Source organism: Martinezella multihospitum, from assembly GCF_900094585.1.
Classification (GTDB): Bacteria; Pseudomonadota; Alphaproteobacteria; order Rhizobiales; family Rhizobiaceae; genus Rhizobium; species Rhizobium multihospitium.
Map to the genome: position 1 here is coordinate 890,993 of NZ_FMAG01000002.1, position 18,234 is coordinate 909,226.

Here is an 18,234-nt window from a genome sequence, read left to right on the forward strand (position 1 = left end):
AAGATGGAACGATTCATGTTGAAGGAGCTGCTGATGATTATCGCAGCCCTCGTGCTTGTTTCCGTGGTGCTTCTGGCCGTCATTATTCTCGGCAACTACTGAGCCGTAGGTGTTGGGCGCGCAAAGCCGCCCATCGTGATTGCAGCGAACCGCCGACGATCAATCAAACTAACAATTGAATATTGTGAAGAGTGGTGGGCGATGAGAGACTCGAACTCCCGACATCCTCGGTGTAAACGAGGCGCTCTACCAACTGAGCTAATCGCCCTTCTGCGAAGCGGGTCATTGGCCCGCCGCATTCGGTGGCCGTGATCTATGCGGAACGACGACAAACCGCAAGAGTGTTTGTGAAGATTTTTTGATTTTTTTGAATTTTACACCTCTCCGGCCGGGGTCATCCACATGAGCAGATGTGAGGCTTGCTGGATTGCTCCTGTGCATATCAGGCGCTGATGAAATGCGTGGAGTGGGAACCTGCCATGTCAAATCGCCGGAACGGAAAGTTGCGGGCGAGCTTGTCCAAAACAATTCGCACTCTGTCATCGATTTGTATTCAAACCTGCTTGACACCCAAACACGAACCCCGTAGTTAGCCGCTCATCGAACGGCGAGGGCCGCTTTGATGGGTGCGGAAGCATCCGGAATGCTTGAAATGAAATGCGGGTGTAGCTCAGTCGGTTAGAGTGCCGGCCTGTCACGCCGGAGGTCGCGGGTTCGAGCCCCGTCACTCGCGCCATTTCAAGGCAAATTTCGGATCTGCATCGGCTGAAAGGCCAAACAATGCGCGGGTGTAGCTCAGTCGGTTAGAGTGCCGGCCTGTCACGCCGGAGGTCGCGGGTTCGAGCCCCGTCACTCGCGCCATTTTCTCCAAGCCATTACAATCAAACATCAATTTATTGCGATTGCGAAAGAGCCTTTTCGCGCCAGCGCTGATTTGTCGCGTTGCCGTCGCAACACATTGATATCTACCGCTCGATAGTACCCTAAAGGACAGATTCAAAAGGCTTGCGCCCGCGCTCCGGCTGCGCTAACCACGGCTTTGTTGCAACGCTCTTTCGCTTGCTGGGCATTTGCTCAGATGCGCCGCCCCGGCGCTGATCGCAAGCAGGGATGGACATGATGACTGGACTGCTCAGTTCCTATATTCCGATAGCGATTTTCATTGGTATTGCCTTGGTAATCGGCCTGGCGCTGTTGATCACGCCGTTCGCCGTCGCCTTCAAGGCGCCTGACTCGGAAAAGCTGTCGGCTTACGAATGCGGCTTCAATGCATTCGATGACGCCCGCATGAAGTTCGATATCCGCTTCTATCTGGTATCGATTCTCTTCATCATCTTCGATCTGGAAGTCGCCTTCCTCTTCCCGTGGGCCGTTTCGTTCGGTGCGATCGGCTGGTTCGGGTTCTGGTCGATGATGGTCTTCCTCGCGGTGCTGACCATCGGCTTTATCTATGAATGGAAGAAGGGAGCCCTGGAATGGGAGTAGCCCCAAGCAACACGACGCTCGTCGCGCCGCAGCCGAAGGGGATCATCGATCCCGCGACCGGCAGGCCCGTTGGCAGCAACGACCCGTTCTTCGGCGAAATCAACAATGAGCTCGCCGACAAGGGCTTTCTGGTCACCTCCACCGATGAGCTGATCAACTGGGCGCGCACCGGCTCTCTGATGTGGATGACCTTCGGTCTCGCCTGCTGCGCTGTCGAGATGATGCAGGTTTCCATGCCGCGCTACGACGTCGAGCGCTTCGGCTTTGCGCCGCGCGCTTCGCCGCGCCAGTCCGACGTCATGATCGTCGCCGGCACGCTCACCAACAAGATGGCGCCCGCTTTGCGCAAGGTCTACGACCAGATGCCCGAGCCGCGTTACGTCATTTCGATGGGCTCCTGCGCCAACGGCGGCGGCTACTATCACTATTCCTATTCCGTCGTTCGCGGATGCGACCGTGTCGTTCCGATCGACATCTATATTCCGGGCTGTCCTCCCACGGCGGAGGCGCTGCTTTACGGCGTGCTTCTGCTGCAGAAGAAGATCCGGCGCACCGGCACCATCGAACGGTAAGGCAGGGGACAAGGTATCATGAGTGAAGCCCTGAACGAGCTTGCCGCCTACCTCACGGAAGTTCGCAGCGCTCTGATCTCCTCGAGCGAGATCAAGTACGGCGAACTGAATGTGACGACGACGGCCGAAAACGTTATCGCCCTGCTGACCTTCCTGCGCGACGATGCCAAGTGCGGCTTCGTCAACATGACGGATATCTGCGGCGTCGACTGGCCGCAGCGCGCCGAGCGTTTTGATGTGGTATACCATCTGCTGTCGCCCAAGAAGAACCTGCGCATTCGCGTCAAGGTTCCTGTCGGCGAAGATCAGCCTGTTCCCTCCGCTTGCGGCGTCTATCCCGGCGCCGATTGGTTCGAGCGCGAAACCTGGGACATGTACGGTGTTCTCTTCACCGGCCACCCGGATCTGCGCCGCCTGCTGACGGACTATGGTTTCGAAGGTCATCCGCTGCGCAAAGACTTCCCGACGACCGGTTTCGTCGAGGTTCGTTACGACGATGCCGCCAAGCGCGTCGTCTACGAGCCCGTGGAACTGAAGCAGGAATTCCGCAACTTCGACTTCCTCTCGCCCTGGGAGGGCACCGACTACGTGCTCCCGGGTGACGAGAAGGCGAAGGCCTGATTGTTGGCGTGTGGCAGGTCTCGGTCTGCCATTCTCTGAAATTCTGAAAACGCGAGCATCGCCGCCATGACAGAACATAACGTTCGCAACTTCAACATCAATTTCGGCCCGCAGCATCCGGCTGCGCACGGCGTTTTGCGTCTTGTCCTCGAATTGGACGGCGAAATTGTGGAACGCGTCGATCCGCATATCGGCCTGCTGCATCGCGGCACTGAAAAGCTGATCGAAACGAAGACCTATCTTCAGGCCGTTCCTTATTTCGACCGCCTCGACTACGTGGCGCCGATGAACCAGGAACACGCCTATGCGCTGGCCGTCGAAAAGCTGCTCGGCATCGATATCCCGATCCGCGGCCAGCTGATCCGCGTTCTCTATTCGGAAATCGGCCGCATCCTGTCGCATCTGCTGAACGTCACGACGCAGGCCATGGACGTCGGCGCGCTGACGCCGCCGCTCTGGGGCTTCGAAGAGCGCGAAAAGCTGATGGTGTTCTACGAGCGCGCCTCCGGCTCGCGCATGCACGCCGCCTATGTTCGCCCAGGCGGCGTTCACCAGGATCTTCCCGAAAAGCTGGTTCAGGATATCGGTGACTGGTGCGATCCGTTCCTGAAAGCGCTCGACGATATCGACGATCTTCTGACCGGCAACCGCATCTTCAAGCAGCGCAACGTCGATATCGGCGTGGTTTCGCTAGAAGACTGTTGGGCTTGGGGCTTCTCCGGCGTGATGGTCCGTGGCTCGGGTGCTGCCTGGGACTTGCGCAAGGCGCAGCCCTACGAATGCTATTCCGATCTCGAATTCGACATTCCGATCGGCAAGAACGGCGACTGCTACGACCGTTACCTCATCCGCATGATCGAAATGCGCGAGTCCGTCCGCATCATGAAGCAGTGCGTCAATCGCTTGCTCGGCGATGCCAAGACGGGTCCCGTTTCGTCGCTGGACGGCAAGGTCGTTCCGCCGAAGCGCGGCGAGATGAAGCGCTCGATGGAAGCGCTGATCCACCACTTCAAGCTTTACACCGAAGGCTATCACGTGCCGGCTGGCGAGGTTTATGCGGCTGTCGAAGCGCCGAAGGGCGAATTCGGCGTCTATCTCGTCTCGGATGGCTCCAACAAGCCGTATCGCTGCAAGATCCGCGCTCCGGGCTATGCGCATCTGCAGGCCATGGACTTCATGTGCCGCGGCCACCAGCTCGCTGACGTCGCGGCCGTGCTCGGTTCGCTCGATATTGTGTTCGGTGAGGTGGATCGTTGATGCGAGCCTGGCAGGTCGTCATTCCGGCACTTCTGGTCGCCTGCGGTGCCTCGGCGCAGCAGACTGGCAAGACGCAGGGCCTGCCGAGCATCAACCTGCAGAATTCGAATTCGATCAATTCGAATTCTGCGAAAAGTGGAAGCGGGGTTGCGTCGGGCGGAGATTCGACCATGGGTGACCTCCTTTCCCGCGGTTACGAGATCAAGGCCGCTGTGCCGAATGGCGGCAAGTTTGTTGTGTTTATGCAGAAAGACCAGTCGGCCTATGCCTGTGAATTCTCGTCTCTGACGAATACGCGGTGTGGGTCCTTAAACTGAGATAAGGCGTGAAAGATGTCCGTTCGTCGACTAGCCGAAGATCAATTCCAGCCTGCCGCCTTCGCTTTCAATGCGGAGAATGCGGTCTGGGCTGAAAAAACGATCCAGAAATATCCTGATGGTCGTCAGCAATCCGCGATCATCCCGCTGATGATGCGCGCACAGGAGCAGGATGGCTGGGTCACCAAGGCGGCTATCGAAACGATCGCCGACATGCTCGACATGGCCTATATCCGTGCGCTCGAAGTCGCGACTTTCTACACGCAGTTCCAGCTGCATCCGGTCGGCACCCGCGCCCACGTTCAGGTTTGCGGCACCACGCCCTGCATGCTGCGCGGCGCCGAGGGGCTGATCAAGATCTGCAAGAGCCGGATCAACGATCACGCCTTTGAGCGCAATGCCGACGGCACGCTTTCCTGGGAAGAAGTCGAATGTCAGGGCGCCTGCGTCAACGCACCGATGGTGGTGATCGGCAAGGATACCTATGAGGATCTGACGCCGACACGTCTCGAAGAGATCATCGATGCGTTCGCCGCAGGCAAGGGACATGAGATTCAGACTGGCCCGCAGATCGATCGCGTTTTCTCCGCTCCGGAAGGCGGCCTGACCTCTCTCCTGTCGGATGAGGCGAAGGCAAAGAGCGCCGCAAGCAAGACAGCCAAGGCCACTGCAGAAGCCGTGTCGATCCCGCCGTCCGAAGCTGCTCGCGCGAAAAGCATGGATGCCGAAACCAATCCGAGCCTGAAGACGCCGGCAACGGCGCCGAAGGAAGCCGCCAAGAACGCCAAGGCCGCCGAAACGCAGCCGCTTTCGGGCACTGCTGCTGCGGAGCCTGCGGCCGGCAAGCCGTCGCTCGATGACAAGGATCGTCCCGCCGGTATCGAAAGACCCGCGCAGCCGGATAATCTGCAGCTCATTTCAGGCGTCGGCCCGAAGATCGAAGGCACCTTGCACGAGCTCGGTATCTTCACCTTCGCGCAGATTGCCAGCTGGCATGAGGCCGAGCGCCATTGGGTCGACGGCTATCTGAATTTCAAGGGCCGGATCGAGCGCGACGAATGGGTCAGGCAGGCTGAGGCACTCGCTAAGGGTGGCGAAGCGGAATATATCAAGGTCTTCGGCAAGAAGCCGCGGTAAGAGGTGAAGCATGTTACAGGATCAGGATCGCATCTTTACCAATATCTACGGCCTCAAGGATAAGTCTCTGAAGGGTGCGATGTCGCGCGGCCATTGGGACGGCACGAAGCAAATCCTCGAAAAGGGTCGTGACTGGATCATCAACGAGATGAAGGCGTCAGGCCTTCGCGGCCGTGGCGGCGCAGGCTTCCCGACCGGTCTCAAGTGGTCCTTCATGCCGAAGGAAAGCGACGGCCGTCCGCATTATCTCGTCGTCAATGCCGACGAGTCCGAACCGGGCACCTGCAAGGACCGCGACATCATGCGCCACGATCCGCATACGCTGATCGAAGGCTGCGTCATCGCCGGCTTCGCCATGGGTGCCAACACCGCCTATATCTATGTCCGCGGCGAATATATGCGCGAGCGCGAAGCCCTGCAGGCCGCGATCGATGAATGCTACGGCGCCGGATTGCTGGGAAAAAACAATAAGCTCGGCTGGGATTTTGATGTTTTCGTTCATCATGGTGCCGGCGCTTACATCTGCGGCGAGGAAACCGCGCTGCTCGAAAGCCTGGAAGGCAAGAAGGGCCAGCCACGCCTGAAGCCGCCGTTCCCGGCCAATATGGGCCTTTACGGCTGCCCGACCACCGTCAACAACGTCGAGTCCATCGCCGTTGCTCCGACGATCCTGCGCCGCGGCGCCGGCTGGTTCTCGTCCTTCGGCCGCCCGAACAACGTCGGCACGAAACTGTTCATGCTCTCCGGTCACGTCAACCGTCCCTGCACGGTCGAGGAGACGATGGGCATCACCTTTCGCGAGCTGGTCGAAAAGCATGGCGGCGGTATTCGCGGCGGCTGGGATAACCTGCTTGCCGTCATTCCCGGCGGCGCATCGTGCCCGGTCGTTCCGGCTGCCGACATCATCGACTGCCCGATGGATTTCGACGGCCTGCGCGAAGTCAAGTCGTCCTTCGGCACGGCTGCGGCGATCGTCATGGACAAGTCGACCGACATCATCAAGGCGATTGCCCGCATCTCGGCCTTCTTCAAGCATGAAAGCTGCGGCCAGTGCACGCCGTGCCGCGAAGGTACCGGCTGGATGTGGCGCGTTCTCGAGCGTATGGCTCGCGGCAACGCCCAGAAGCGCGAGATCGACATGCTGTTCCAGGTGACGAAGCAGATCGAAGGTCATACCATCTGCGCACTCGGTGACGCAGCCGCATGGCCGGTTCAGGGCCTGATCCGCAATTTCCGTCCCGAGATCGAAAAGCGTATCGACCAGTATACTGCCAACGCGACGAGCCACGGCGCGGTTCTGGAAGCAGCCGAGTAAGGATCGAAGATGGCGAAGACCAACGATATCAGGCAGGACAGCGGAGCGGCCGGCAATACGTCGGCCGATCTTGGCCGCGCCGCTGCCGATATGTTTGGGAATGCGCCGATCATGCCGATCCATCCGCTGATGGCCCATCCGGCCGCAGCCATTGCCGCCGTGACCGCAATCGGTTTCGGCTTTACGTCGCAGCTGGCGGGCGCATTTCTCGGCGCTTTCCAGGGCGCGGTTGAAGCAACCACCAGACTGGCCGATGCTCTGGAAGACGAAAAGCACCAGGGTCATGCTGCTGCTAAGCCGGCTGCAGCGAGTGATGCGGCAGGGGATGCAAAGCCTGTGAAGGTCGAGGCTGCGGTCAAAGTTGTTGCGCCAAAGCCGGTCGCGACACCGAAGCCAGTTGCCGCGAAGCGGAAGCCGGCTTACGTGAAGAAGGTCGAGCCGAAGCCCGCGGTTGTCGCACCCAAGGCGGTCGCGGCACCTGCAAAGAAGACCGCGAAGGTTGAAGCCGCTGCGCCGGTCGCCGCAAAGGCGGCTCCTGCGCGCGGCCGCAAGGCAGCCGAAAAGGCTGACGACCTGAAGCGGATTTCCGGCGTCGGTCCGAAGCTGGAGCAGGTGCTGAACGGACGCGGCATCAAGCGATTTGCCGATATCGCCGCCTGGAGCGATGCCGATATCGAGCGGATCGACGCGGAGCTTGGCTTCGACGGCCGCATCCGGCGCGACGACTGGGTCGGTCAGGCCAAGGCGCTGCTGCCGAAGGGCCGGAGTTGAGATTTTTCCTCGGCTGTATCGTGGCCGGGGAGGGTGAATGACAGCGATGGAGACGATGTGAGTGACTCACATGGCTCGATCGTAAAGCGGGTCTTGCGGGGACAAGGCTTGGCAAAGCTTATTGTGAGCGAACCGGTGCCATCAGGCGTTTTGAGCCGCCGCGATGGCAATCCGGTCTGCGATCATGAAATTGTCTGCGGCCAGGTTGGGCTGAAGACGTGACATAGGACTGAGTGGACGATGGCTAAACTGAAGATTGACGGTAAAGAGATCGAAGTTCCGGATCACTACACGCTTATCCAGGCGTGCGAGGAAGCCGGCGCCGAAGTCCCGCGCTTCTGCTTCCATGAACGACTGTCGGTGGCCGGCAATTGCCGCATGTGCCTCGTAGAGGTGAAAGGCGGTCCGCCGAAGCCGCAGGCATCCTGCGCCATGGGCGTGCGCGATATCCGTGGCGGCCCGAACGGCGAGCTTCCGGAAGTCTTCACCAACACGCCGATGGTCAAGAAGGCCCGCGAAGGCGTGATGGAATTCCTGCTGATCAACCACCCGCTGGATTGCCCGATCTGCGACCAGGGCGGCGAATGCGACCTGCAGGACCAGGCCATGGCCTTCGGTATCGACAGCTCGCGCTATCAGGAAGACAAGCGCGCCGTCGAAGACAAGTATATCGGCCCGCTCGTCAAGACGGTCATGAACCGCTGCATCCACTGCACGCGCTGCGTCCGCTTCACGACGGAAGTTGCCGGCATTTCGGAACTCGGCCTGATCGGCCGGGGCGAAGATGCCGAGATCACCACCTATCTCGAGCAGGCGATGACCTCCGAGCTGCAGGGCAACGTCGTTGACCTTTGCCCGGTCGGCGCTCTCACCTCGAAGCCCTTCGCCTTCACGGCTCGTCCGTGGGAACTGAACAAGACAGAATCGATCGACGTCATGGACGCCCTCGGCTCGGCGATCCGCGTCGATACCCGCGGCCGCGAAGTCATGCGCGTTCTGCCCCGCGTCAACGAGCAGATCAACGAAGAGTGGATCTCCGACAAGACCCGCTTCATCTGGGACGGTCTGAAGACCCAGCGCCTCGACAAGCCTTATGTCCGCAAGGATGGCCGCCTGCAGCCGACGACCTGGAGCGATGCTTTCGCAGCCATCAAGTCGGCGGTTTCGGCCACCAGCGGCGACAAGATCGGCGCCATCGCCGGCGATCTTGCTTCGGTCGAGGAAATGTACGCCCTCGGCGAGCTGCTGAAGTCGCTGGGATCGGAAAATCTCGACTGTCGCCAGGACGGGACGGCGCTTGATCCGTCGCTCGGCCGCGCAAGCTACATTTTCAACCCGAGCATCCAGGGCATCGAAGCCGCTGACGCGCTGCTAATCGTCGGCGCCAATCCGCGCTTCGAGGCTGCCGTGATGAACTCGCGCATCCGCAAGCGCTGGCGTCGCGGCAAGTTCCCGATCGGCGTGATCGGTGAGGCCGCCGACCTTCGCTACTCGTACGACTATCTCGGCGCTGGTCCGGATACGCTGGCCGATCTCGTCAGCGGCTCGCACAGCTTCGCCGATGTCCTGAAGAACGCTCAGAAGCCGATGATCATCATCGGCCAGGGCGCTCTTACACGCGAAGACGGCGCGGAAGTGCTGGCGAACGTCGCCAAGCTCGCGGCAGCCGTTGGCGTCGTCAAGGAAGACTGGAACGGCTTTGCCGTGCTGCACACCGCAGCCTCGCGCGTCGGCGGCCTCGATCTCGGCTTCGTGCCGGGCGCAAAGGGCGTCAATGCCGCTGCCATGCTGTCCTCGATGGATGTCCTCTTCCTGCTTGGTGCCGATGAACTCGATTTCAGCCGCAAGGGCGCGAAGTTCACGGTCTATATCGGCTCGCACGGCGACAACGGCGCACAGAGCGCCGACGTCATCCTTCCGGCAGCCGCCTACACTGAAAAGTCGGGCACCTGGGTCAACACCGAAGGCCGCGCCCAGATGGGCAACCGCGCCGGTTTCGCGCCGGGCGACGCCCGCGAGGACTGGGCAATCATCCGCGCCCTTTCCGACGTGCTCGGCAAGAAGCTTCCCTTTGATTCGCTGAGAGAATTGCGTGCGAAGCTCTATGCAGCCTTCCCGCATTTCGCCGGCATCGACGAGATTGCCGAAGCCGATAGCGCCCAAATTGCCGCACTTGCGAAAAAAGCCGGCGCGATGGGCAAATCGGCATTTGCTTCGCCGATCAAAGACTTCTATTTGACGAACCCGATAACGCGCGCATCGGCTGTCATGGCCGAGTGCTCGGCATTGGCCCGCAACAATTTCCGCGTTGCGGCAGAGTAAGGGCACAGGACTATGGATTCATTCGTTTCGACCTATCTCTGGCCGGCGCTGATCATGATTGGCCAGTCGCTGCTGCTCCTGGTCTGCCTTCTGGTTTTCATCGCCTACATTCTGCTTGCCGACCGCAAGATCTGGGCAGCCGTTCAGCTGCGCCGCGGCCCGAACGTCGTCGGCCCCTTCGGCCTGTTCCAGTCCTTCGCCGACTTGCTGAAGTTCATGTTCAAGGAGCCGATCATCCCGGCCGGCGCCAACAAGACCGTGTTCCTGCTGGCCCCGCTGGTTTCGGTGGTGCTGGCGCTCTCCACCTGGGCCGTCGTGCCGGTGGCGCAGAACTGGGTTGTCGCTGACATCAACGTCGGCATTCTCTACATTCTGGCGATTTCGTCGCTTGAAGTTTACGGCATCATCATGGGCGGCTGGGCTTCGAACTCGAAGTATCCGTTCCTCGGCGCGCTCCGCTCGGCAGCGCAGATGGTGTCCTACGAAGTCTCGATCGGCCTCGTCATCGTCACCGTGCTGCTCTGCGTCGGTTCGCTGAACCTGACGGATATCGTGCTGTCGCAGCAGACCGGCCTCGGCACCAAGCTCGGCCTGCCGGCCTCGTTCCTCGACTGGCACTGGCTGTCGCTCTTCCCGATGTTCATCGTGTTCTTCATTTCGGCGCTGGCTGAAACCAACCGTCCGCCCTTCGACCTTCCGGAAGCGGAATCGGAGCTGGTTGCCGGCTTCATGGTCGAATACGGTTCTTCGCCCTACATGATGTTCATGCTCGGCGAATATGCCGCCGTCGTCCTGATGTGCTCGCTGACGACGATCCTCTTCCTCGGCGGCTGGCTGCCTCCGGTCGATATCTGGATCCTGAACTGGGTTCCGGGCATCATCTGGTTCCTGCTGAAGTCGTGCCTTGTATTCTTCATGTTCGCGATGGTGAAGGCATTCGTGCCGCGCTACCGCTATGACCAGCTCATGCGCCTTGGCTGGAAGGTTTTCCTGCCGCTGTCGCTTGCCATGGTCGTTATCGTTGCATTCGTGCTGAAGCTGACGGGATGGGCATGATGATGTCGATCCTCGCTTCAAGCAGATTTGGAGGTTGAAGATGGCCGGAATTTCCAATGCCGTCAGCTCGCTGTTCCTCAAGGAATTTGTCGGCGCATTCTTTTTGTCGATGCGTTACTTCTTCAAGCAGAAGGCAACGATCAACTACCCGTTCGAAAAGGGACCGGTCAGCCCGCGCTTCCGCGGTGAGCATGCACTGCGCCGTTATCCGAATGGCGAAGAGCGTTGCATTGCCTGCAAGCTCTGCGAAGCCATCTGTCCTGCCCAGGCCATCACCATCGAGGCCGGGCCGCGCCGTAACGACGGTACCCGCCGCACGGTGCGTTACGATATCGACATGGTGAAGTGCATCTATTGCGGCTTCTGCCAAGAGGCATGCCCGGTCGACGCGATCGTCGAAGGGCCGAATTTCGAATTCGCCACCGAGACCCGCGAAGAGCTCTATTTCGACAAGGCGCGGCTTTTGGAGAATGGTGACCGCTGGGAACGCGAAATCGCGCGCAACATCGCGATCGACTCGCCGTACCGCTGAGCGGAGTTTTGAATATGTCGTGACAGGCGGCCGATTGTCGCCGTCGCGGTTGAATCTAGACCGGGGCTCTGCCGGACTTATCGTTCGGTCGAGCTCCATCGGGCAGGGAAACTCCCGGCTGCCCGGGGGAAGACGAAAAAGGCACCAACATGGGTCTGCAGGCTCTTTTTTTCTATATCTTCGCCTTTGTCGCTGTGGCGTCGGCGTTCATGGTCATCTCGGCGCGGAATCCGGTCCATTCGGTCCTGTTCCTCATCCTGGTTTTCTTCAACGCGGCCGGCCTCTTCCTGCTGATGGGGGCTGAATTCCTGGCGATGATCCTGCTGGTCGTTTATGTCGGCGCCGTGGCGGTTCTCTTCCTCTTCGTCGTCATGATGCTCGATATCGATTTCTCGGAGCTCAGGGCTGGTATTCTGGAATATGCACCGATCGGCGCATTGATCGGTATCATTCTGGCGGCCGAACTCATCGTCGTCATCGGCGGCAGCGTGATTTCACCGACCATTGCCAAGACCGTCGCCATGCCGATCCCGGCGCCGGCGACCCGGACGAATACCGCCGCCCTCGGCGACGTGCTTTATACCAACTACGTTTATTTCTTCGAGATCGCTGGCCTCGTTCTGCTGGTCGCGATGATCGGCGCAATCGTGCTGACGCTGAAGCATCGCACGCACATCAAGCGCCAGAACATTTCCCAACAGGTCGCCCGCACGCCCGCGACCGCCGTCGAGGTGGTCAAGGTCAAGCCGGGGCAGGGCGTCTGAGGCGAGGCACGAGGATCAAAGGAACAAGAACATGGTCATCGGACTTTCCCATTACCTCACGGTCAGCGCCATCCTCTTCGTGCTCGGCGTCTTCGGTATTTTTCTGAACCGCAAGAACGTCATCATCATCCTGATGTCGGTCGAACTCATATTGCTCGCCGTCAACATCAACATGGTCGCGTTCTCGTCGTTCCTCAACGACATCGTCGGCCAGGTTTTCGCTCTGTTCATTTTGACCGTCGCCGCGGCTGAAGCCGCGATCGGTCTTGCAATTCTCGTCGTCTTCTACCGTAACCGCGGCTCCATCGCGGTTGAAGACGTCAACGTGATGAAGGGCTGATAAAGCTATGTTTTTATATAAGGCTATCGTCTTTCTTCCCCTGATTGGCGCGATCATCGCCGGCCTTTTCGGCCGTGCGATCGGCGCCAAGGCTTCGGAATATGTTACCACCGGCCTGATGATCATCGCGGCCGTCCTGTCGTGGATCGTCTTCTTCACGGTGGCGCTTGGCCATACGGATGGCCCGATCAAGGTTGAAGTCCTGCGCTGGATCCAGTCCGGCGGCATCGACGTTTCCTGGGCGCTGCGCGTCGACACGCTGACCTCGGTGATGCTGATCGTCGTGAACTCGGTTTCGACCCTCGTTCACGTCTATTCGATCGGATACATGCACCATGATCCGCATCGTCCGCGCTTCTTCGCCTATCTCTCGCTCTTCACCTTCGCCATGCTGATGCTGGTGACGTCCGACAACCTCGCCCAGATGTTCTTCGGCTGGGAAGGCGTCGGTCTTGCGTCCTACCTGCTGATCGGCTTCTGGTTCAAGAAGCCGTCCGCCTCGGCCGCCGCGATCAAGGCCTTCATCGTCAACCGCGTCGGCGACTTCGGCTTCGTGCTCGGCATTGCCGGTGTCTTTGTCCTCTTCGGCTCGATCAATTTCGATGTCATCTTCGGCAATGCGCAGAGCTTTGCCGCGGGGCAGGGCGGACAGCCGACCGATATCGTGCTCAACTTCCTCGGCATGCATCTCGATCGCGGTCACGCGCTGACGGCCGTCTGCCTGCTGCTCTTCATGGGTGCGATGGGTAAATCGGCACAGTTCCTGCTGCACACCTGGCTGCCGGACGCCATGGAAGGCCCGACACCGGTTTCCGCGCTCATCCATGCCGCAACCATGGTCACCGCCGGCGTCTTTCTCGTCGCCCGCATGTCGCCGATCTTCGAACTGTCGCAGGATGCGCTGACCGTTGTTACCATCATCGGCGCGATCACGGCCTTCTTCGCCGCGACCGTCGGCCTCGTGCAGAACGATATCAAGCGCGTTATCGCTTACTCGACCTGTTCGCAGCTCGGCTACATGTTCGTCGCCCTCGGCGTCGGCGCTTACGGCGCGGCGATCTTCCATCTCTTCACCCACGCCTTCTTCAAGGCTCTGCTTTTCCTCTGCGCCGGCTCGGTCATCCACGCCGTCGATGGCGAGCAGGACATGCGTCATATGGGTGGCCTTCGCCCGCATATCCAGAAGACCTTCTGGATGATGGTCATCGGCACGCTGGCGATCACCGGCGTCGGCATCCCGCTGACCCACATCGGCTTTGCCGGCTTCCTCTCGAAGGATGCGATCATCCTGGCGGCCTTCGCGTCGCACAATGCAGCCGCCGGCTTCGCCTTCACGATGCTGGTCATCGCCGCGATGTTCACCAGCTTCTATTCCTGGCGCCTGATCTTCATGACCTTCTTCGGCAAGCCGCGCGCATCGCACGAGGTCATGCACCACGTGCATGAATCGCCGAACGTCATGCTGATCCCGCTTTACCTGCTGGCGATCGGCGCTGTCGCAGCCGGCATGTATTTCAATGCTGATTTCGTCGGCCACGCCTACGAGGAATTCTGGAAGCATGCGCTGTTCACGCTCCCGGACAACAAGATCCTCGAGGAAATGGAACATGCGCCTGTCTGGGTTGAGCTTAGCCCGTTCATCGCCATGCTCCTCGGCCTCGTCACCGCCTGGTACTTCTACATCAGGTCGCCGGAAACGCCGCGCCGCCTCGCTCAGCAGCAGCGCGTCCTCTACGAGTTCCTGCTGAACAAGTGGTACTTCGACGAACTCTATGACTTCCTCTTCGTCCGCTCCGCCAAGGCGCTTGGCCGCTTCCTCTGGAAGAAGGGCGATATCGGGGTCATCGACACCATCGGCCCGAACGGCATTGCCGCCCGCGTCGTCGATGTTACCAACCGCGTCGTGCGCCTGCAGACCGGTTACCTCTATCACTATGCCTTCGCGATGCTGCTCGGCATTGCAGCCCTCGTTACCTGGATGATGCTCGGGAGTTCCCTCTGATGACCGATTGGCCCATTCTTTCAACGGTCACATTCCTGCCGCTGGTCGGTGTCGTTCTCCTGCTGTTTACACAGGACAACGGTGCCAATGGCCGCCGGAACGTCCTGAATATTTCGCTGGCAACGACCATCGTCACGTTCATCGTGTCGCTGTTCGTCTGGATCTGGTTCGACAATGCCAATCCGGGTTTCCAGATGGTCGAAAAGCATGAGTGGCTGACGGGCGGCATCAGCTACCACATGGGCGTCGACGGCATTTCCATGCTGTTCGTCATCCTGTCGACCTTCCTGATGCCCTTCTGCGTGCTCGCAAGCTGGCTCTCGGTCGAAAAGCGCCTGAAGGACTACATGATCGCCTTCCTCGTCCTCGAGACGATGATGATCGGTGTGTTCGTGTCGCTGGATATCGTGCTGTTCTACGTCTTCTTCGAAGCCGGCCTCATCCCGATGTTCCTGATCATCGGCGTCTGGGGCGGCAAGGATCGCGTCTACGCCAGCTACAAGTTCTTCCTCTATACGCTGCTCGGCTCGGTGCTGATGCTGCTCGCCATCATGGCGATGTACTGGCAGGCCGGCACGACCGATATCCCGACGCTGCTCGCTTACAAGTTCCCGCCGCAGCTGCAGACCTGGCTATGGCTCGCATTCTTCGCCTCCTTCGCGGTGAAGATGCCGATGTGGCCGGTGCACACCTGGCTTCCGGACGCGCACGTTCAGGCACCGACGGCAGGCTCGGTCATCCTGGCAGGTGTTCTCCTGAAGCTCGGCGGCTACGGTCTCATCCGTTTCTCGCTCGGCATGTTCCCGAACGCCTCGGAATATTTCGCGCCGCTCGTCTTCGCTCTTTCGGTCATCGCCATCATCTACACTTCGCTGGTGGCGCTGATGCAGGACGATATCAAGAAGCTTATTGCCTACTCCTCGGTGGCCCACATGGGCTACGTGACGATGGGTATCTTTGCGGCCAACCAGCAGGGGGTCCAGGGCGCGATCTTCCAGATGCTGTCGCACGGCATCGTCTCGGGCGCACTCTTCCTCTGCGTCGGCGTGATCTACGACCGCACCCATACCCGCGAAATCGCGGCTTACGGCGGCTTGGTCAACAACATGCCGAAATATGCCGTCGCCATGATGGTCTTCACCATGGCCAATGTCGGTCTGCCCGGCACCTCCGGCTTCATCGGCGAATTCCTGACCCTGATCGGCGTCTTCCGCGCCAATACCTGGGTTGCGCTCTTTGCCGCGACCGGCGTGATCCTGTCGGCAGCTTACGCGCTCTGGCTCTATCGCCGCGTGATTTTCGGCGCGCTGGAAAAGGAAAACCTGAAGAAGCTCCTGGATCTGTCGCCGCGTGAACAGCTGATCCTCTATCCGCTGATTGCCTTGACGATCCTCTTCGGCGTCTATCCGGCTCCGATCTTCGATGCCACGGCCGCTTCGGTGGATCTACTGGTGAACAATTATACCGCTGCCCTGCACGCTGCGCAGAATGTTGCGCTGTCGATGAATTGATGACGGGACCTATTCGACATGACTGCTGACACAATTCTTGCAAGCCTGCATCTTTCCATTCCGGAGCTCATCCTCGCGGTCGGTGCGCTTGCGTTGCTCATGATCGGCGTCTTCTCGGGCGAGCGGTCGGGACCCACGGTCACCGGTCTTGCCATCGCGCTCCTCGCGGTGGCCGGCCTCTGGATCATCTTCGTGCCGGGCGAGGGCCTTGCCTATGGCGGCGCCTATCTCGCCGACGGCTTCTCGCGCTTCATGAAGATCGTCGCGCTGGTCGGTTCGATCGTCGCCATGTTCCTCAGCATGGGGCAGGCGCGCGAGCAGCAGCTCGATCGCTTCGAGTTCCCGGTTCTGCTTGTGCTCGCGACCCTCGGCATCCTGCTGATGATCTCAGCGCATGACCTGATCTCGCTCTATCTGTCGCTGGAGCTGCAGTCGCTGGCGCTCTACGTCGTCGCCGCCATCAACCGCGACAGCCTGAAGTCGACGGAAGCCGGCCTGAAGTACTTCGTGCTCGGCGCGCTGTCCTCCGGTATGCTGCTCTACGGCATGTCGCTGGTTTACGGCTTCACCGGCCACACGAGTTTCGACGCCATCGCAACGGCGCTCAGCTCCGAGACCCGTTCGCTCGGCCTCGTCTTCGGTCTGGTCTTCGTGCTTGCCGGCCTCGCCTTCAAAATCTCCGCCGTGCCGTTCCACATGTGGACGCCGGACGTTTACGAAGGTGCTCCGACGCCGGTTACCGCTTTCTTCGCGGCAGCGCCTAAGGTTGCGGCCATGGCGATCCTGACGCGCATCGTCGTTACCGCCTTCCATCCCGTGCTTGCCGACTGGCAGCAGATCATCGTGTTCATCTCGATCGCCTCGATGCTGCTCGGCTCGTTTGCGGCGATTGGTCAGCGCAATTTCAAGCGACTGATGGCCTATTCGTCGATCGGTCATATGGGCTATGCGCTCGTCGGCCTTGCTGCCGGCACCAAGACCGGCGTCTCCGGCGTCATGCTCTACATGGTCATCTACATGGTCATGACGCTCGGCTCTTTCGCCATCATCATGGCGATGCGCCGCAAGGATGGCCGCCAGGTCGAAAGCATTGAAGATCTCGCCGGCCTCTCCACGACCAACCCCTTCATGGCGGTCGTGCTGACGGCGCTGATGTTCTCGCTGGCAGGCATTCCGCCGCTCGCAGGCTTCTTCGGAAAGTACTTCGTCTTCGTCGCCGCTATCCAGGCGCATCTCTATGCGCTCGCGATCATCGGCGTTCTGGCCTCGGTCGTCGGCGCTTACTACTATCTGCGCGTCATCAAGGTGATGTGGTTCGATGAAGCCAAGGACGAATTCACGCGCACGGCTGGTTCGCTGCGCCTTGTCTTCGGTCTCTCCGGCCTCTTCGTCATCACCTACGTCTTCTTCGGCGGTGCAATCGGCGGAGCTGCCGATCTCGCTGCTGCGACGCTGTTTTGATGACGTCTGACATGAACAGCCGGAAGTCGCTCGCCGACTTCCGGCATGATGCCCTTCAAGAGACATCGTCCACGAATAGCGTGTGCCTCGATCGCGCACGTACCGGCGATCCCGGCAACCTTTGGGTGACCGCCGAGCGTCAAACGGGTGGACGCGGCCGCCGCGGTCGGCCCTGGGTGTCTGAAGCCGGCAATCTCTACGCATCACTCCTTCTGATCGATCCCGCTCCGATGGACCGCCTTGGCTCGCTGCCGCTTGCGGTCGCGGTGGCTGTGCATCAGGCGGTGCGCGGCGTCCTGCCGCTGGCGGCAGAACCTGCAGAGATCAAATGGCCGAATGATATCCTGATCGGCCGCAAGAAGACCTGCGGTATTCTGATCGAAGGCGAGGCTCTGCCCGATGGGCGTTATGCGCTCGTCATCGGCATCGGCATCAACATTGCCGTCATGCCCGAAAACCCGATGTATCCCGTCACCTGCCTCAGGCAGCAGGGCTCGATGGTTTCGCCGGACGAGCTGTTTGCCCATCTATACGCGGATATGGCCGAGGCGCTCGGCCTCTGGAACCGTGGCAAGGGCGTTCGCGAGATCACCGCGCGCTGGCGCGAGTTCGCATGCGGCGTCGGGGAAAAGATCACGGTAAACTTGCCGGATCGCTCGATTTTAGGCCATTTCACCGGAATCGATGATAATGGCTTGTTGATGCTCGAGACCGAGGACGGCAGGATCATGCCGATCGCCGCGGGCGACGTTTTCTTTAGGTAATGGGTAG

17 protein-coding genes and 3 tRNA genes are annotated in these 18,234 nt (G+C 60.2%); 19 read left to right on the plus strand and 1 reads right to left on the minus strand.

What is annotated here, in order from left to right:
• Window positions 1-192: 192 nt before the first annotated feature.
• Window positions 193-268, minus strand: a tRNA-Val gene (locus GA0061103_RS11135).
• A 391-nt stretch (window positions 269-659) separates the two neighbouring features.
• On the opposite strand from GA0061103_RS11135, the gene GA0061103_RS11140 reads away from it, so the two are divergent.
• From GA0061103_RS11140 to GA0061103_RS11230, 19 genes are all read left to right on the plus strand, one after another.
• Window positions 660-736 (plus strand) — tRNA-Asp (locus tag GA0061103_RS11140).
• A gap of 48 nt (window positions 737-784) precedes the next feature.
• Window positions 785-861 (plus strand) — tRNA-Asp (locus tag GA0061103_RS11145).
• Window positions 862-1,119: 258 nt separating this feature from the next.
• Complete coding sequence (locus GA0061103_RS11150; protein ID WP_034489570.1) at window positions 1,120-1,485, plus strand: NADH-quinone oxidoreductase subunit A; 366 nt, start codon at window positions 1,120-1,122, stop codon at window positions 1,483-1,485.
• Window positions 1,476-2,057 (plus strand): NuoB/complex I 20 kDa subunit family protein, encoded by a 582-nt coding sequence (locus GA0061103_RS11155; RefSeq protein WP_015339504.1) that lies wholly within the window; start codon window positions 1,476-1,478, stop codon window positions 2,055-2,057. The genes GA0061103_RS11150 and GA0061103_RS11155 overlap by 10 nt, the downstream gene beginning before the upstream one ends.
• A gap of 18 nt (window positions 2,058-2,075) precedes the next feature.
• Window positions 2,076-2,678, plus strand: coding sequence for an NADH-quinone oxidoreductase subunit C (locus tag GA0061103_RS11160; RefSeq protein ID WP_092710898.1), 603 nt, complete (start codon window positions 2,076-2,078; stop codon window positions 2,676-2,678).
• 66 nt (window positions 2,679-2,744) lie between these two features.
• Window positions 2,745-3,935 (plus strand): NADH-quinone oxidoreductase subunit D, encoded by a 1,191-nt coding sequence (locus GA0061103_RS11165; RefSeq protein WP_047627059.1) that lies wholly within the window; start codon window positions 2,745-2,747, stop codon window positions 3,933-3,935.
• Window positions 3,935-4,252 (plus strand): hypothetical protein, encoded by a 318-nt coding sequence (locus GA0061103_RS11170; RefSeq protein WP_092710901.1) that lies wholly within the window; start codon window positions 3,935-3,937, stop codon window positions 4,250-4,252. The genes GA0061103_RS11165 and GA0061103_RS11170 overlap by 1 nt, the downstream gene beginning before the upstream one ends.
• A 15-nt stretch (window positions 4,253-4,267) precedes the next feature.
• On the plus strand, window positions 4,268-5,389 hold the full coding sequence (locus tag GA0061103_RS11175) for an NADH-quinone oxidoreductase subunit E (RefSeq protein WP_092710904.1): 1,122 nt from the start codon (window positions 4,268-4,270) through the stop codon (window positions 5,387-5,389).
• Window positions 5,390-5,399: 10 nt separating this feature from the next.
• On the plus strand, window positions 5,400-6,704 hold the full coding sequence (gene nuoF, locus GA0061103_RS11180; RefSeq protein WP_092710906.1) for an NADH-quinone oxidoreductase subunit NuoF: 1,305 nt from the start codon (window positions 5,400-5,402) through the stop codon (window positions 6,702-6,704).
• 9 nt (window positions 6,705-6,713) lie between these two features.
• Window positions 6,714-7,475, plus strand: coding sequence for a 5' DNA nuclease (locus GA0061103_RS11185; RefSeq protein WP_092710908.1), 762 nt, complete (start codon window positions 6,714-6,716; stop codon window positions 7,473-7,475).
• A gap of 240 nt (window positions 7,476-7,715) precedes the next feature.
• On the plus strand, window positions 7,716-9,797 hold the full coding sequence (gene nuoG, locus GA0061103_RS11190) for an NADH-quinone oxidoreductase subunit NuoG (RefSeq protein ID WP_092710911.1): 2,082 nt from the start codon (window positions 7,716-7,718) through the stop codon (window positions 9,795-9,797).
• A gap of 12 nt (window positions 9,798-9,809) precedes the next feature.
• Window positions 9,810-10,853, plus strand: coding sequence for an NADH-quinone oxidoreductase subunit NuoH (nuoH, locus tag GA0061103_RS11195; RefSeq protein ID WP_092710914.1), 1,044 nt, complete (start codon window positions 9,810-9,812; stop codon window positions 10,851-10,853).
• A gap of 40 nt (window positions 10,854-10,893) precedes the next feature.
• Window positions 10,894-11,385, plus strand: coding sequence for an NADH-quinone oxidoreductase subunit NuoI (gene nuoI / locus GA0061103_RS11200; RefSeq protein WP_092710917.1), 492 nt, complete (start codon window positions 10,894-10,896; stop codon window positions 11,383-11,385).
• 149 nt (window positions 11,386-11,534) lie between these two features.
• The gene (locus GA0061103_RS11205) at window positions 11,535-12,149 is read left to right on the plus strand and encodes an NADH-quinone oxidoreductase subunit J (RefSeq protein WP_092710920.1); all 615 of its coding nucleotides are present in this window, start codon (window positions 11,535-11,537) and stop codon (window positions 12,147-12,149) included.
• A 31-nt stretch (window positions 12,150-12,180) separates the two neighbouring features.
• The gene (nuoK, locus tag GA0061103_RS11210) at window positions 12,181-12,489 is read left to right on the plus strand and encodes an NADH-quinone oxidoreductase subunit NuoK (RefSeq protein WP_007689961.1); all 309 of its coding nucleotides are present in this window, start codon (window positions 12,181-12,183) and stop codon (window positions 12,487-12,489) included.
• A gap of 7 nt (window positions 12,490-12,496) precedes the next feature.
• A complete protein-coding gene (nuoL, locus tag GA0061103_RS11215) occupies window positions 12,497-14,491 on the plus strand; it encodes an NADH-quinone oxidoreductase subunit L (protein WP_092710923.1) in 1,995 nt (664 codons plus the stop codon).
• Window positions 14,491-16,002 (plus strand): NADH-quinone oxidoreductase subunit M, encoded by a 1,512-nt coding sequence (locus tag GA0061103_RS11220; protein ID WP_092710926.1) that lies wholly within the window; start codon window positions 14,491-14,493, stop codon window positions 16,000-16,002. Before nuoL ends, GA0061103_RS11220 begins: the two co-directional genes overlap by 1 nt.
• An 18-nt stretch (window positions 16,003-16,020) precedes the next feature.
• The gene (gene nuoN / locus GA0061103_RS11225; protein WP_092710929.1) at window positions 16,021-17,463 is read left to right on the plus strand and encodes an NADH-quinone oxidoreductase subunit NuoN; all 1,443 of its coding nucleotides are present in this window, start codon (window positions 16,021-16,023) and stop codon (window positions 17,461-17,463) included.
• A complete protein-coding gene (locus tag GA0061103_RS11230; RefSeq protein ID WP_092710932.1) occupies window positions 17,463-18,227 on the plus strand; it encodes a biotin--[acetyl-CoA-carboxylase] ligase in 765 nt (254 codons plus the stop codon). The genes nuoN and GA0061103_RS11230 overlap by 1 nt, the downstream gene beginning before the upstream one ends.
• Window positions 18,228-18,234 lie beyond the last annotated feature (7 nt).

Bases quoted from the DNA above. Each gene is read 5' to 3' on its own strand.
- GA0061103_RS11150 (WP_034489570.1), top strand. From the start codon at position 1,120: ATGACTGGACTGCTCAGTTCCTATATTCCGATAGCGATTTTCATTGGT.
- GA0061103_RS11155 (WP_015339504.1), top strand. From the start codon at position 1,476: ATGGGAGTAGCCCCAAGCAACACGACGCTCGTCGCGCCGCAGCCGAAG.
- GA0061103_RS11160 (WP_092710898.1), top strand. From the start codon at position 2,076: ATGAGTGAAGCCCTGAACGAGCTTGCCGCCTACCTCACGGAAGTTCGC.
- GA0061103_RS11165 (WP_047627059.1), top strand. From the start codon at position 2,745: ATGACAGAACATAACGTTCGCAACTTCAACATCAATTTCGGCCCGCAG.
- GA0061103_RS11170 (WP_092710901.1), top strand. From the start codon at position 3,935: ATGCGAGCCTGGCAGGTCGTCATTCCGGCACTTCTGGTCGCCTGCGGT.
- GA0061103_RS11175 (WP_092710904.1), top strand. From the start codon at position 4,268: ATGTCCGTTCGTCGACTAGCCGAAGATCAATTCCAGCCTGCCGCCTTC.
- nuoF (WP_092710906.1), top strand. From the start codon at position 5,400: ATGTTACAGGATCAGGATCGCATCTTTACCAATATCTACGGCCTCAAG.
- GA0061103_RS11185 (WP_092710908.1), top strand. From the start codon at position 6,714: ATGGCGAAGACCAACGATATCAGGCAGGACAGCGGAGCGGCCGGCAAT.
- nuoG (WP_092710911.1), top strand. From the start codon at position 7,716: ATGGCTAAACTGAAGATTGACGGTAAAGAGATCGAAGTTCCGGATCAC.
- nuoH (WP_092710914.1), top strand. From the start codon at position 9,810: ATGGATTCATTCGTTTCGACCTATCTCTGGCCGGCGCTGATCATGATT.
- nuoI (WP_092710917.1), top strand. From the start codon at position 10,894: ATGGCCGGAATTTCCAATGCCGTCAGCTCGCTGTTCCTCAAGGAATTT.
- GA0061103_RS11205 (WP_092710920.1), top strand. From the start codon at position 11,535: ATGGGTCTGCAGGCTCTTTTTTTCTATATCTTCGCCTTTGTCGCTGTG.
- nuoK (WP_007689961.1), top strand. From the start codon at position 12,181: ATGGTCATCGGACTTTCCCATTACCTCACGGTCAGCGCCATCCTCTTC.
- nuoL (WP_092710923.1), top strand. From the start codon at position 12,497: ATGTTTTTATATAAGGCTATCGTCTTTCTTCCCCTGATTGGCGCGATC.
- GA0061103_RS11220 (WP_092710926.1), top strand. From the start codon at position 14,491: ATGACCGATTGGCCCATTCTTTCAACGGTCACATTCCTGCCGCTGGTC.
- nuoN (WP_092710929.1), top strand. From the start codon at position 16,021: ATGACTGCTGACACAATTCTTGCAAGCCTGCATCTTTCCATTCCGGAG.
- GA0061103_RS11230 (WP_092710932.1), top strand. From the start codon at position 17,463: ATGACGTCTGACATGAACAGCCGGAAGTCGCTCGCCGACTTCCGGCAT.